The organism is Roseateles sp. (genome assembly GCF_019237615.1).
GTDB lineage: Bacteria > Pseudomonadota > Gammaproteobacteria > Burkholderiales > Burkholderiaceae_C > Pelomonas.
In genome coordinates this window covers 15,247-28,533 of sequence record NZ_JAFAGT010000039.1, presented here as the reverse complement: position 1 = coordinate 28,533, position 13,287 = coordinate 15,247, and the positions used below count along the sequence as shown (strand labels likewise).

The window sequence follows — 13,287 nt, the reverse complement described above, 5'->3', positions numbered from 1 at the left end:
TCAGCTCCCCTGGAACACAGGCTTCTGCTTGACGACGAAGGCCTCGTAGGCGCGGTGGAAGTCCTGGGTCATCATGCAGATGGCCTGGGCTTGCGCCTCGGACTCGATGGCTTCATCCACGCCCATGGACCACTCCTGGTGCAGCATGCGCTTGGTCATCGCGTGGCCGAAGCTGGGGCCGGTGGCAATCTCGCCGGCCCATTTCAGCGTCTCGTCCAGCAGTTGATCGGGCGCCACCACGCGGTTCAGGAATCCCCAGGCCAGCGCTTCTTCTCCACCCAGGCTGCGCCCGCTGTAGAGCAGGTCCGACGCGCGGCCCTGGCCGACGATGCGCGGCAGCATGGCGCAGGCGCCCATGTCGCAGCCGGCCAGGCCCACGCGGGTGAACAGGAAGGCCGTCTTGCTGCGGGCGGTGCCCACGCGCAGGTCTGAAGCCATGGCCATGATGGCGCCGGCACCGGCGCACACCCCGTCGATGGCCGCGATGAGGGGCTGGGGGCAGGCGCGCATGGCCTTGACAAGGTCGCCCGTCATGCGCGTGAAGGCCAGCAGGTCAGGCATGCTCATGCCCGTCAACGGGCCGATGATCTCGTGCACGTCACCGCCGGAGCAGAAGTTGCTGCCGGCACCCTGGATGACGATGGCCTTGACCTCGTCCACATAGGCCAGGCGGCGGAACAGGTCGCGCAGTTCGGCATAGGACTCGAAGGTCAGCGGGTTCTTGCGCTCGGGGCGGTTCAGCGTGATGACGCCGACGGCCCCCAACTGCTGCCAGAGGAAGTGCTGCGGCACATGGCCGGCGAGGCTTTGGCGGTTGCCCGAGGCGAGATGCGGGGTCATGGGGTGTTGTCCTTCAGATGGGTCTTGAGCTGGGCCAGCAGCTCCTGGACCTGCGTTTTCTGCGCCGGTGTCCAGCCGGCGAAGAGTTCGACGATCCAGGCCTCGTGCGTGGCGGCCATGCGCTTGAACTGGCGGAGCCCCTGGGGCGTCAACTTGACGATGAAGCTGCGACGGTCGTCGGGGTGGGTCTCGCGCAGCACCAGGCCCTCCGCTTCGAGCTGGTCGGTGATGCCGGTGACGTTGCCGCCCGTCACCATCAGGCGCTTGGACAGCTCTCTCATCGCCAGACCGTCGGGGTGGCGCTCCAGCTGTGCCAGCAGGTCGAAGCGCGGCAGCGTGGTGCCGAAGTCGGCCCGCAGGCGCTGGCGGATCTGATCCTCGATGCGCGTGGTGCATGACAGCAGGCGCAGCCACAGCTTCAAGGCCTGGTGGTCGTCGTCCGACAGCCGGCTTTCGAGATCGAATTCCATACCCGACATCACATCGTCTCCCCGCCGCAGACGGCAATGGCTTGGCCGTTGATGGCGCTGTTGCCAACGACCCAGGCGACGGTGTCGGCAACCTCCTCGGGCTGGATCAGCCGGCCTTGCGGGTTAGCCTTGGCAAGTTCCGCGCTCGCCTGCTGCGGCGTGCGGCCCGTCTTGGCGACGATGTTGTCGATGGCGCTCTCGACGATGTCGGTCTCGGTGTAGCCGGGACAGACGGCGTTGACCGTCACGCCCTTGGCGGCCACCTCAAGCGCCAACGCGCGCGTAAGGCCCAACACCCCATGCTTGGCGGCGCAATAGGCGGCCACATACGCGTAGCCCTTCAGCGCCGCCGTGCTGGCCACGTTGACGATGCGGCCCTGCTGGCGCGCCAGCATGCCGGGCAGCACGGCACGGCTGCAGAGGAAGGTGCCGGTGAGGTTGACGTTGAGCAGGCGCTGCCAGAGCTCCAGCGACGTCCTGGCGAAGGTCGTTGTCTCGACCTGACCGGCGTTGTTGATGAGGACGTCAACGTCGCCTGCCGCGACGAAGGCCGCATTCACGCTGGCTTCGTCGGACACATCACAGGCATGGATGGCCACGTCGCCCAGCGCCGCCTGCTGGGCCCGCAGACGCTCGATGCTGCGCCCCATCAGCGTAACGCGCAGGCCATCGGCCAGCAGCCGCCTTGCCACTGCGGCGCCAATGCCGCTGCCGCCACCGGTGACTACTGCATGCTTCTTCATACACCCAATGCCTTGTTCGCCTGTTCGGCCGCGGCCACGTTGCCGGCGCGCTGGCGCTCGAACTCGCGCTCCAACTGGCTCTTGCCGGAGAGGTACTGCTTCGGCCATTCCAGGCCGATGGGGCCGGGGTAGCCGATGCGTGCAGCCTCGGTCAGCGTCCAGGCCGGGTTGGCCAGATGCGGTCGCGCGATGGCGCAGAGGTCAGCGCGACCCGACGCAATGATGCTGTTGACGTGGTCGGCCTCGGAGATGGCGCCGACAGCCATGGTGGCAATGCCGACACGGTTGCGGATGCTTTCCGCAAACGGCGTCTGGAACATGCGGCCATAGACCGGCTTCTGCGCCTTGCTGACCTGTCCGGAGGAAACGTCGATGAGGTCCGCGCCCGCGGCCTTGAAGGCGACTGCGATGGCGACGGCGTCCTCTGGCGTAGTGCCGCCGGGCACCCAGTCGTGGGCCGAGATGCGCACGGACATTGGCCGGTCCTGCGGCCAGACCTCACGCAGGGCCGTGAAGACTTCCAGCGGGTAGCGCAGCCGGTTCTCCAGCGAGCCACCGTAGTCGTCCTGGCGCCGGTTGGTCAGCGGCGAGATGAAGGCCGACAGCAGATAGCCGTGGGCGCAGTGCAGTTCCAGCCAATCGAAGCCGGCATCGGCCGCACGGCGGGCGGCGGCGACAAAGTCCGACAGCACTCGGTCCATGTCGGCGCGGGTCATCGCCTGGGCGGTCTGGCTGATGCCGGCGAGGTACTGCTGCGGAGAGGCTGAAATCAGCGGCCAGTTGCCGCTGACCAACGGCTGGTCCTCGCCTTCCCAAGGCGCGCGGGTCGATCCCTTGGGGCCGGAATGGCCCAGCTGCATCGCAATCTTGGCACTGCTGCTCGTGTGCACGTGCTCGACGATGCGCTGCCAGGCCGCGCCCTGAGCGTCGTTCCACAGACCCGGGCAGGCGGGCGTGATGCGCGCATCGGGCGACACGCAGGTCATCTCGGCAAAGACCAGGCCAGCGCCGCCCAGCGCTCGCGCGCCGAGGTGGGCCAGGTGGTAGTCGCCGGGCAACCCGTCCTTGCAGCTGTACTGGGCCATGGGCGAGACGACGACGCGGTTCTTCAGCGCCAAGCCGCGCAGTTGGAAGGGCGTGAACATCGGCGGCACCTGGGCATCGACGCCGCTGCGGCCGGCCAGCCAGCGCTCGAACTCACCGACGTAGCCGGCATCCCGCAGGCGCAGGTTCTCGTGCGAGATCCGCTGCGAGCGCGTCAGCAGCGAATAGGCGAACTGCTCCGGCGCCAGGCGGGCATGGCGCTCGACGTTCTCAAACCATTCGGTGGAGTTGCGCGCCGCGTTCTGGATGCGCAGCACCTCGATGCTGCGCGCGGCCTCATACGCCTGCAGCGCAGTCGACAAATCATCGTTCGCCTGAATGTCGCGTGCGAGGTCTATCGCATCTTCGAGCGCGAGCTTGGTGCCGGAGCCGATGGAGAAGTGGGCCGTATGGGCGGCATCGCCCATCAGCACAACCGGGATGCCGCGGTCGTTGCGATGCACCCAGGTCTTGCAGACAACGCGCGGGAAACGGATCCACGAGGACGAGCCGCGCAGATGGCTCGCATTGGAGATCAGCGGATGGCCGTCCAGCACCCGGGCAAATAGCTTCTCGCAGAAGGCGATGCCCTCCTCCTTGCTCATGCCCTCCAGGCCCGCGGCGCGCCAGACCTCCTCGGGCGTCTCGACGATGAACGTCGAGTGCGTGGCGTCGAAGCGATAGGCGTGTGCCTGGAACCAGCCCCATTCGGTCTTCTGGAAATCGAAGGTGAAGGCGTCGAAGAGTTTCGTCGTGCCCAGCCACACGAAACGGCAGCGGCGCAGATCAATGTCGGGCTGGAAGCTGGCGGCGTACTTCTGCCGAATGCGGCTGTTCAGGCCGTCGGCGGCAATGATGAGGTCGGCGGCTATGCCGGCGTCGTCTGGCACGTCGGTCTCGTAGACCAGCTCCACGCCGAGCGCCTGAGCGCGCGCCTGCAGGATGTTGAGCAGCTTCTTGCGGCCGATGCCGCAGAAGCCATGGCCGCTGGAGACCAGGCTGCGGCCGGCGATGTGAACAGCAATGTCGTCCCAGTGATTGAAGGCGTCGGCGATCTCGGCGGCCGTCTCGGGGTCCGCCTCGCGCAAGGCGCCCACGGTCTGGTCGGACAGCACGACGCCCCAGCCGAAGGTGTCGCCAGCGCGGTTGCGCTCCAGCACCCTCACCTCATGGGCGGGGTTGGCCTTCTTCATCAGCAGCGCGAAGTACAGGCCGGCGGGGCCGCCGCCTATGCAGGTGATACGCATGATGTGCATAACTTTAGAAATCAATAGTTCAAACGTCAACCATATAGATGCGATGCCAGACCAGGGAAACCCTGACGGCGAATGGTTGAGCCGCGTGAGGCGGCCGCAGCCCTTCGCCAGGGCTGCTATTTCATGCAGACAGTGCCGCCTCCGGCCGCACGACATAGGCGGCATTCTGGAAGGCCCCGGCCTGGCCCCGGCCCCCCTGGTACGCTGCCATGGAAGCCGGTCAGGGATGCCATTGCCACGTGCAGCATCGTCCGATCAAGCGGGACAAAGGTAGCGCAGGGAGGACGCACAGCTTGGGAAAATCGATTGCCGTCACCATGATCGTGACGCCGTTGTCCATGTGGGCCAGCGCCGCTTTGGCGGCTCAAGATGCCGGCCCGCCGAGATGCACGACATTCAACGTTGCTGACTCCACGCCGCTTGCCGGCGTCAAACTCGTCAGCGCCGGACGCATCGCGCCGGGTGAAGCAGTCCGCCCGGAGCTTCAGCCCGGGAAGCCCTGCGTCCTCGGCCCGGGCAACCGCTGCGCGTCGGAAGTCAAGGCCGGCACTGCTGGCGTCCTGCTTCATCGCTTCAAATCGTGGGTCTGCGTCGCACTGCCAGCGAAGGGAAAGATCAATACGCAGGCCGGGTGGATTCCGGAGAACCGTTGGGCTCGGGATCAAACTGCCGCAACTGGCGCTTGGGCCGGCATCTGGCAGAACGAAGGCGCGAAGATCACCGTGACATCAAGCCAGGGACGCTTGCACTTCGTAGGTGGCGCGATTTGGCAAGGGCTTGCCGATCCTCATTTCGGCTCGTTCGAGTTTGATGCCGTTCCTGACGGCGACATGGTCACCTTGACGGACGGTTGCGAGGTGCGGATTCGACGCGTCGGCGAATACCTGTTTGCGCAAGACAATCAGCAGTGCGGCGGCATGAACGTCTCCTTCGATGGCCTCTTCCGATTTCGCGGCGATTTGAAGCCCTGAGGCTGGCCCGGGGCGACCATCCGCGGTCGATGGGGAGGAGCAACTCTTTCCCGGCCGCGTTGCGCGCAATCTCATAGGCCTTGGCGAAGGCTTCGGCCGAGCCAGCCAGCACGCCCGGCTCAGCACCCAGCACCTCCCAGTCGGTCTGCGTGATCAGATTCATCGCCTGGCCCGTCGGCAGGAGCATTGCCAGTCCTGCCTGCAACGGCCGAAGCCTTCCGGGATTGGTTCCGCCACCCGTCACCACCCCACCAGCACCACCTCCGTCGGCGCCAGCGTGGGCCGCGCGGCATGCGGGGCCGCGCCCAGGGCGGCAGCCTATCGCTTGAGCATCGGCGCGCGCGAGGTGCCGAGCGCACCAGGGCCGCAGGCAGGCTGTGCAATGACGGCAGCAGCGAGTGCCGGGCCCATCAGCAAGCCCATCAATGCGCGCCAACTGCTGCTTCATGTCCTTCGGCAGTTTCTGCCTGGTCATGCGGGAATGGCGCAAGCCAGGCCAGCAGCACCGGCGGGATCGAGAAGACCAACACCCAGCCGAAGAAGCTCGTGTACTGGTGGTTGACGTGGCTCCACAACAGGCCGCTGACGCTGCCCGTGCCCCATTTGGTCAGCGCCATGACGCCGGTCGCCATCGCGTAGTGGGCCATGCGGAAGGGCCCCGGCGCGATCTGCTGCATCATGTAAAGCATGTGGCCCACCGAGCCCATGCCGAAGCCGAATTTCTCGAGGGCGACGATGGCCGCGACGGTGGCCGTGTCAGTCGGCAGGGTCTGGGCCAGGTAGAAATAGGTCAGGTGCGGGATGTTGAGCACCAGGGCCAGCGTGAAGAAGCTGCGCGGCAGCGTGCGTCGGGCGACGAAGAAGCCGCCGAGAAAGGCGCCCGCGATGAAGGCCAGCGTGCCCACGGTACCGTTGATGTGGCCCAGGGCTTCGTTGTCCAGGCCCAGGCCGCCCGCGTCGCGCGCATCCAGCAGGAAGAGCGGGCCGAACTTCTCGATGAAGCCCTCGCCGAAGCGGTAGAAGAAGATGACGGTCAGCATCATCCAGATCTGCGGCTTCTGGAAAAAGGTGATCCAGGCTTCGGCCGTGGCCTTGAGGCCGCCCGACAGGCCTTGTCCGTGCAGGTGCGAAGGCGAGCCCGCCGGCAGCACGCGCAGGTGGTAGACGCCGAACAGGGCCATGGCCGCGGCGGCCAGCGACACGACGACCACCCAGCATTGCACCCAGGACAGGCCCATGTGGTTGTGCAGCCAGCCGGTCAGCGACACCAGCAGGCCCGACGCGATGACGGCGCCCAGGTTCCAGCACATGCCCTGTACGCCGGAGTAGCGCGCCTGGTCGATCTTGGAGACCGTCGTCATGAAGACGCCGTCGGCGCAGGTGTCCTGCGTGGCCGATGCAAAGCCGACGATCCAGAAGAAGGCCAGCGACAGCTTGAAGAAGCCATCCAGCGGCAGGCACAACGCGGCCAGGCCCAGCGCCGCCGCCATCGTGAACTCCATGCTGATGACCCAGAACCGCTTGCTGCGGTAGATCTCCAGCAGCGGCGCCCACAGCGGCTTGAGCACCCAGGGCAGGTACATCTGCGAGGTGTAGAGGGCGATGTCCTCATTGGAGATGCCCAGGTTCTTGTAGATGATGGCCGCGACGACGCCCACCATGACGTTGGGCAGGCCCATGGCGAGGTAGAGCGAGGGCACCCAGGCGAGCGGGTGGCGAGAGGTCGATGGCATGGGGGCTCCGTTTGGCCTTTAAGGTCAGTGCAGTGGTGGCATCAGCGATTCCAGCGCGGCAGACATATGAACGAGCGGCGCAGTCCAGTGGATGTCGGTCTCGTTCCTGGCGCGGCCGCAGAAACGTTCGAGGCAGGACTGCGCCGGCTGGGCCGATGCATAGGGCACGGCGCAGCCGACGCGCAAGCCCGGCGCGGGCGACTCGATGCCATCGGCTTCGAATTCAGCAGCACGGCATTGCGGCCCCAGACGCAGGCGGGCGAACGCTTGCCGACGCGGTGGGTCGAGTCCATCCAGGTCGCAACGAGTTCACCCACAGCTTCCATCAGCCAAGCAGCAAAGACAGCGCTGTCATTTTGTCTGAATTGGCACTGGAACAGCCCTAGGGTTACCCATGCCAGGCCCTTCACATCGCCACCAGCAGGGCAAGTCGATGGGTCTGCAGAAGGCGGGTGCATGTTCGCCGGCATCAACAAGGTCACGGCGAAGGCCTAGCCGCCACGTCACCCGCTCAGCCTGGAGCGCACGGCATGGCGCCCGTCTACTGGGCCGTCGGCGCCGCCACGAGCGGTCACGGCATGAGCTCCTTCGACCGTGGCGCTGGCGCCCAGGTCGACCCGGAGAACATCGGCACCCTTATCGGCGCCGCCTGCTGAGCGGTCGGCGGCCGTCACTACGCCGGGCCACACCGCCATCGGCGTTACACAGTTGGACTATCCTGTTAGAGAGCGCCATCAACGTCTGGCGCGGCAGGGAGCCGATGTGGAAGCACGCAGCCTGCCCCGGGAGGGCGGCGCCCCTATCGAGGCGATCGCGATCCAGGACGGGCCAGCCTTCTTGCTGGATCAGCCGGCCGGCCCGCGCGAGCGTCGACATGCGCTCATCGTCGCGCTGGCATCGCTGGCCGTGTTCGCCGCGCTGCTGCCCTTCGCCAAGCTCAAGCTGGCACCGGTGCCGGCCTTCATCCCCATCTACGAGTCGGCCCTGGTGCTGACCGACCTCATCACGGCCGTGCTGCTGTTCGGCCAGTACCGCATCCTGCGCTCCCAGGCACTGCTGGTGCTGGGCTGCGGCTATCTCTTCACGGCACTGCTGGCGACGGCCCATGCGCTGAGCTTCCCCGGCCTCTTCAGCGCGACCGGCCTGCTCGGCGCGACGACACAGACCACCGTCTGGCTCTACATGCTCTGGCATGGCGGCTTCCCGCTCTTCGTGCTCGGCTACGCGGCGCTCAAGTCGCGGCCGCACCTGGGCGGGCCGCCCCTGGTCTGGCCGGCGGTAACGCTGGCCGCCGCCGGCGGCCTCGTCGCCACGGCCACGCTGGGCCAGGGCTGGCTGCCTGAACTCCTGGTGGGCGGCCATTACTCGCCGGCCTTCCGCGCCACCATCGGCGGGGTCTGGCTGCTCAGCCTGCTGGCCCTGGGCGCACTGTGGCGACAGCGGCCGCGCACCGTGCTGGACCTGTGGCTGATGGTGGTCTGCATGGTCTGGCTGTTCGACATCGCGCTGTCGGCCATGCTGAACGCGGCCCGCTTCGACCTCGGCTTCTACGCCGGTCGCATCTACGGCCTGCTGGCCTGCGCCCTCGTGCTGATGGAGCTGCTACTGGAGAACAGCACGCTCTACGCCCGACTCTTCAAGGCCTACGAAGCCGGCCACCGCCAGGGCGAGGCGCTAGCCGCCGCGCGCGCGAAAGCAGACGCGGCCAACGCCGCCAAGAGCCTGTTCCTGGCCAGCATGAGCCACGAGATCCGTACGCCCATGAACGCCATCATCGGCCTGACCAACCTGGTGCTGGAGACGCGCCTGGAGATGCGCCAGCGCGACTACCTCACCAAGGTGCAAACTTCGTCCAGGGCCTTGCTCAGCCTGCTCAACGACATCCTCGACTACTCCAAGATCGAGGCCGGCAAGATCACGCTGGAGGCCGAGGAGTTCAGCCCCGAGGAGCTGATCGGAAACGTCGGCCACCTGTTCTCTGCGCGGCTGGAGGAGGCCGGGCTGGACCTGCTCTTCGAGTTCGACGAGCACCTGCCCGAGCGCCTCGTTGGCGACAGCCTGCGCCTGACGCAGGTGTTGAACAACCTCGTCGGCAACGCGATCAAGTTCACGCCCAAGGGCGAGATCGTCGTACGCGCCGAATTCCTGGGCGAGGAGGCCGAGCGCATGCGGCTGCGCATTACCGTGCGCGACACAGGCATCGGCATGACGCCAGAGCAGGCTGGCCGTCTGTTCCAGGTCTTCAGCCAGACGGATGCGTCCATCGCGCGGCGCTATGGCGGCACCGGTCTGGGACTGGCCATCTGCAAGCGGCTCGTGGCACTGATGGACGGTAGCTTCGAGGTCGACAGCGCGCCCAATCAGGGCAGCAGCTTTGCGTTTACCTGCAGCTTCGGCAAGGCCCGGCCCGGCGTCGAACGCATCGACCTGCACCGCATCCGCGGCATGCGCACGCTCATCGTCGACGCCCAACCCACCGAGCGCCTGATCCTGCAACAAATGCTGCAGAGCTGGCGCTTCCAGGTCGGCGTGGCCTCATTCGGCGATGAGGCCTTGTACCGGCTGCGCCAGGCCGAGGCGCAGCACCCCTACGAGCTGCTGCTGCTGGACTGGAAGACAGCCCAGGCCGATTTCGTTGACGCCGCCCGGCGCATCGCGGCCGAGCGCGGCACCATCCCACCGGCCATCATCGCGCTGGGCAGCCTGCATGCGAGCGAACACGTTGCCGAGGAACTACGGGGGCGCCCCAGCACCCAGGTGCTGGTCAAGCCGGTCACGCCCTCGCGACTCTTCGATGCCCTCACGCAGCTGCAGCAGCATGAACCGGAGTCGGCGCCGACGGCCGCCGGCAACAGCATGGCCGACCTGGCCGAAACCATGCACCCCCTGCATGGCGCGCGCGTGCTGCTTGTCGAGGACAACCCCGTCAACCAGCAGGTGGCCTGCGCCTTCCTGGCCATGGTGAAGCTGGACGTGGAGCTGGCAGAGACCGGCCTGCAGGCCGTGGAACGACTCAAGCACGAGTCCTTCGACGCGGTGCTGATGGACATGCAGATGCCCGAGATGGACGGCCTCACCGCCACGCGCCTCATCCGTGCCATGCCCCAGCATGCCCGCCTGCCCATCATCGCGATGACCGCGGGCGCGATGGAGCGCGACGTCCAGGACTGCCTGGCCGCCGGTATGAACGCCCATGTCAGCAAGCCAATAGACCCCCGCCAGCTGGTGCGCACGCTGCTGGCCTGGGTCGCACCGGCCGCGCAGGCCAGTGGGCAACAGGGCTAGGCGGCTTCGGCCAGGCGTTCGAAGTCCATTTCCCAGTTGGCCTCCCAGGTCCGGCCACCATCAGCCGAAAAGGCCTGCTGCCAATGCGGGCGGCCGCTGTCCGTGGCAGTCCAGCGGAAGCGCACGCGGATGGGCTGGCCGCGCAGCTCGTCGTTGCACTGGAACTCGCCCACGCCGTCGGCAAAGCCGCCGACGACCGGCGGCTCCAGGCGGTGCGGGTTGCGGCCGTCCACCCACCAGATCGCCCACTGGCGCGTGGCCGGGTCGAACGTACGCAACGCCGTCGCGCGGTAGGTGCCGCCGGGCAACTCGAGCACGTTGTCGTCAACGTTGCCCAGGCCATTCATCAACGGCCACATGTGACAGCGGCCCTCGAAATACTCCCAGTCCTCGCAGCCTCGCAGGCGCTCCTTCAGGCGGCGGTGGCGGACCTTCCAGCGACCGATGAGGAAGTCGAAGTCTTGCGACGTGGCGGCGGTACTCATGGTGCAGACGTCTCCGGAGGTCATCGTCCGTGCAGTCTGCGCCGCCATACCTGTCAGCTCATGGCAGGTACTTCAAAGCGCACCTCATGCGGCGCCAGCGCTGAAGCTGCCGCCCCTGGTGGGGCTCTTGGGCCGTGAGTCAGCCCCGCATCCCGAGAAGACACATTGGCCGCTTGCGCATCCCTGGACCTCGTTCGAGAAAGTTTGCCCACTTCGTCAAAATTGCTGTATACTGCTAGCTTCAGTCGCGGGGTGGAGCAGTCTGGTAGCTCGTTGGGCTCATAACCCAAAGGTCGTAGGTTCAAATCCTGCCCCCGCAACCAATATCAGAGACCCGTTGAGTGCAAGTCGCTCAACGGGTTTTTCTATTTCGGCCCAGGTGTCGCCACTCTCGGCGTCCCGGCCGATCAGCACCGGGCCGAGCATGTCGGCCAGCAGTTGCCGCGTGCGGTCGCGGTCGGCGTCCTCTTCGAGCACGCGCTGCAGCTCCAGCATCTGGCGCCTGTAGCGCGCCATCACGTCGCCGATCAACTGGCCCGGCCCGCCCTGGGCCTGGTTGATCAGAAGGGTCAGGCGCTCTGCCTCTGCCTCTGCCTCTGCCTCTGCCTCGGCCATGCGAAGGCGCTGCTGCAGAGCCGGGCTGATGCCCACCGCAGCGACAGCATCCACAAGCCGGCCAATTTCAACCTCAACCGCCTTGGGCTGGCGCGGCGCTGTGGCTGCATCGCCAGCAGTTTGCCGCTGCGTGTCGGCCCATGCTGCGGCGACCTCCCGCTGCAGCATCGATAGCGACTCGGGGCTCAGCAGCTCGTCACGAACTTCGGCCAGAAGCCGCTGGTCCAGCACCTCCCGGCGCACGGTGACGGCAGACCCGCACACCGAGGGGCCGCGGTCCTTGTGGATGCTGCAGCCGTACCGCTCCGAGTTGATGGCCGTGAACGCCGCGCCGCAGGCGTGGCATCGCAGCACGCCTGCGAACAGCGTGCGCGGGATGGCGCCGGCGCCGATGCGCGTCCCCCGGCCGCAGCCGCGGCGCGCTCGCGCCTTGGCACGCGCCCAGAGGTCGTCGCTGACGATCCGCAGCTATGCGTCGCCGTCACCCGGACGCGTGCCGGGGTCTCGGTGCTGGTGGAAGCAGGACAACACGCTGATGACCTCGCCGTCCACGACGTAGAACAGCGAGTAGGGGAAGCGGCGCAGGTTGGCCCGGTGGATGGCCGGATCGACCTCGGGGTACAGCACGGGGTTCAACCGGATGAACCGCTCGACCCGCTCCAGCTCAGCGAAGAAGGCCTCACCCTGGCGGATGGTCGGTTGGTCGTACCACGCGAACGCCTCGGCGATCTCCGCTTCGGCTCGCGGCTTGAAGATCAAGCTGAAGCTCATGCGCGGGCGCCGAGCAGCTTGGTCTTCAGTTCCTGCAGGGTGACACCGGGCTCGCCCGGGTTGGCTCGATGGTGGGCCAGGCGCGCACGCAGCTCCGTGCGCTGGGCGTCGGTGAGCTGCCGAGGGCCGGCCGCGTCGGCGTCGGCGCTGGCGATCAGCGCTTCGCCCAGCTCACGCTTCTCAGCGGGGCTCAGGTGGATCAGCTCTTCGGCAAGTTGGGTACGCACATGTGCATATTAGCCCGGCAGGCCCTGGTCTGTCGCCGTTCAGGGCCTGGCTCACCTGGGGAAATAGATGCGTCTCCGAGAGTAGTTGCGAGCCCCCGCAACCAATATCAGAGACCCGTTGAGTGCAAGTCGCTCAACGGATTTTTCTATTTCGGCCCAGGTGTCGCCACTCTCGGCGTCGCGGCCGATCAGCACCGGGCCGAGCATGTCGGCCAGCAGTTGCCGTGTGCCGTCGCGGTCAGCGCCCTCTTCGAGCACGCGCTGCAGCTCCAGCATCTGGCGCGGTGGCGCGCCAACGCGTCGCCAACTTGCGACGGGACCTGCACGCGTAGGTGTGCGCCCACGCTGGGCGCAGACGGAAAAAAGCCCGCACAAGGCGGGCTTCGCAGATCAGCGCGGGCCGAGCTTATTCGGCGGCTTCGCCAGCGGTCTCGCCTTCGGGGCGATCCACCAGTTCAACGAAGGCCATGGGCGCGTTGTCGCCGACGCGGAAACCCATCTTGAGGATGCGGGTGTAGCCACCCGGACGGGTCTGGTAGCGCGGGCCCAGCTCGTTGAAGAGCTTGGTGACGATGTCGCGGTCACGCAGGCGGTCGAAAGCCAGGCGGCGGTTGGCCAGCGTGGGCTCCTTGGCGAGGGTGATCAGGGGCTCAACCACCTTGCGCAGTTCCTTGGCCTTGGGGACCGTGGTCTTGATGGCTTCGTGCTGGAGCAGCGAAACGCACATGTTGCGCAGCATCGCAGCGCGGTGGGCGCTGGTGCGGTTGAGTTTGCGGAGGCCGTTACGGTGACGCATGGTGCTTTCCTT

At 66.9% G+C, this 13,287-nt stretch carries 14 protein-coding genes, 1 tRNA gene and 1 pseudogene; 5 read left to right on the top strand and 11 right to left on the bottom strand.

The window, feature by feature from the left end; translation table 11 throughout:
* The 4 genes from JOY88_RS06960 to JOY88_RS06945 are packed head-to-tail and all read right to left on the bottom strand — an operon-like array spanning position 1 to position 4,383.
* The gene (locus tag JOY88_RS06960) at positions 1 to 840 is read right to left on the bottom strand and encodes an enoyl-CoA hydratase family protein (RefSeq protein ID WP_293501488.1); all 840 of its coding nucleotides are present in this window, start codon (positions 838 to 840) and stop codon (positions 1 to 3) included.
* Positions 837 to 1,310: a MarR family winged helix-turn-helix transcriptional regulator gene (locus JOY88_RS06955; protein ID WP_293501486.1), complete on the bottom strand. Its 474-nt coding sequence runs from the start codon at positions 1,308 to 1,310 to the stop codon at positions 837 to 839. The genes JOY88_RS06960 and JOY88_RS06955 overlap by 4 nt, the downstream gene beginning before the upstream one ends.
* An 8-nt stretch (positions 1,311 to 1,318) precedes the next feature.
* Positions 1,319 to 2,053, bottom strand: a complete 735-nt coding sequence (locus JOY88_RS06950) for an SDR family NAD(P)-dependent oxidoreductase (RefSeq protein WP_293501484.1) — start codon at positions 2,051 to 2,053, stop codon at positions 1,319 to 1,321.
* A complete protein-coding gene (locus JOY88_RS06945; RefSeq protein ID WP_293501482.1) occupies positions 2,050 to 4,383 on the bottom strand; it encodes a bifunctional salicylyl-CoA 5-hydroxylase/oxidoreductase in 2,334 nt (777 codons plus the stop codon). The genes JOY88_RS06950 and JOY88_RS06945 overlap by 4 nt, the downstream gene beginning before the upstream one ends.
* Positions 4,384 to 4,601: 218 nt before the next feature.
* On the opposite strand from JOY88_RS06945, the gene JOY88_RS06940 reads away from it, so the two are divergent.
* Positions 4,602 to 5,363 carry a hypothetical protein gene (locus tag JOY88_RS06940; RefSeq protein WP_293501480.1) on the top strand — a complete coding sequence of 254 codons (762 nt, stop codon included), beginning with the start codon at positions 4,602 to 4,604 and terminating at the stop codon, positions 5,361 to 5,363.
* A gap of 422 nt (positions 5,364 to 5,785) precedes the next feature.
* Here JOY88_RS06940 and JOY88_RS06935 read toward each other — a convergent pair whose 3' ends face one another.
* On the bottom strand, positions 5,786 to 7,096 hold the full coding sequence (locus tag JOY88_RS06935; protein WP_293501479.1) for an MFS transporter: 1,311 nt from the start codon (positions 7,094 to 7,096) through the stop codon (positions 5,786 to 5,788).
* 530 nt (positions 7,097 to 7,626) lie between these two features.
* On the opposite strand from JOY88_RS06935, the gene JOY88_RS06930 reads away from it, so the two are divergent.
* Both JOY88_RS06930 and JOY88_RS06925 read left to right on the top strand, forming a co-directional pair.
* Complete coding sequence (locus tag JOY88_RS06930) at positions 7,627 to 7,752, top strand: hypothetical protein (protein WP_293501478.1); 126 nt, start codon at positions 7,627 to 7,629, stop codon at positions 7,750 to 7,752.
* Between the two features lie 106 nt (positions 7,753 to 7,858).
* On the top strand, positions 7,859 to 10,381 hold the full coding sequence (locus tag JOY88_RS06925) for a response regulator (protein WP_293501477.1): 2,523 nt from the start codon (positions 7,859 to 7,861) through the stop codon (positions 10,379 to 10,381).
* Here the strand turns inward: JOY88_RS06925 and JOY88_RS06920 are convergent.
* Positions 10,378 to 10,866 (bottom strand): DUF1579 domain-containing protein, encoded by a 489-nt coding sequence (locus tag JOY88_RS06920; RefSeq protein WP_293501476.1) that lies wholly within the window; start codon positions 10,864 to 10,866, stop codon positions 10,378 to 10,380. The genes JOY88_RS06925 and JOY88_RS06920 overlap by 4 nt on opposite strands.
* Before the next feature lie 246 nt (positions 10,867 to 11,112).
* Between JOY88_RS06920 and JOY88_RS06915 the strand changes: the two genes are divergently transcribed.
* A tRNA-Met gene (locus JOY88_RS06915) sits at positions 11,113 to 11,189 on the top strand.
* Between the two features lie 115 nt (positions 11,190 to 11,304).
* A complete protein-coding gene (locus JOY88_RS06910; protein WP_293501474.1) occupies positions 11,305 to 11,655 on the top strand; it encodes a hypothetical protein in 351 nt (116 codons plus the stop codon).
* 36 nt (positions 11,656 to 11,691) lie between these two features.
* On the opposite strand, the pseudogene JOY88_RS23085 reads toward JOY88_RS06910, so the two are convergent.
* The 5 genes and pseudogenes from JOY88_RS23085 to rplQ all read right to left on the bottom strand — a co-directional run.
* Positions 11,692 to 11,835: pseudogene (locus JOY88_RS23085) on the bottom strand (recombinase zinc beta ribbon domain-containing protein); the annotation flags it as partial.
* Positions 11,836 to 11,949: 114 nt separating this feature from the next.
* Positions 11,950 to 12,252, bottom strand: coding sequence for a type II toxin-antitoxin system RelE/ParE family toxin (locus JOY88_RS06905; protein WP_293501472.1), 303 nt, complete (start codon positions 12,250 to 12,252; stop codon positions 11,950 to 11,952).
* Positions 12,249 to 12,479, bottom strand: a complete 231-nt coding sequence (locus tag JOY88_RS06900) for an addiction module protein (RefSeq protein ID WP_293501471.1) — start codon at positions 12,477 to 12,479, stop codon at positions 12,249 to 12,251. Before JOY88_RS06900 ends, JOY88_RS06905 begins: the two co-directional genes overlap by 4 nt.
* Before the next feature lie 51 nt (positions 12,480 to 12,530).
* Complete coding sequence (locus tag JOY88_RS06895; protein WP_293501470.1) at positions 12,531 to 12,755, bottom strand: hypothetical protein; 225 nt, start codon at positions 12,753 to 12,755, stop codon at positions 12,531 to 12,533.
* A gap of 130 nt (positions 12,756 to 12,885) precedes the next feature.
* A complete protein-coding gene (gene rplQ, locus JOY88_RS06890) occupies positions 12,886 to 13,275 on the bottom strand; it encodes a 50S ribosomal protein L17 (RefSeq protein ID WP_293501468.1) in 390 nt (129 codons plus the stop codon).
* Positions 13,276 to 13,287: the final 12 nt, after the last annotated feature.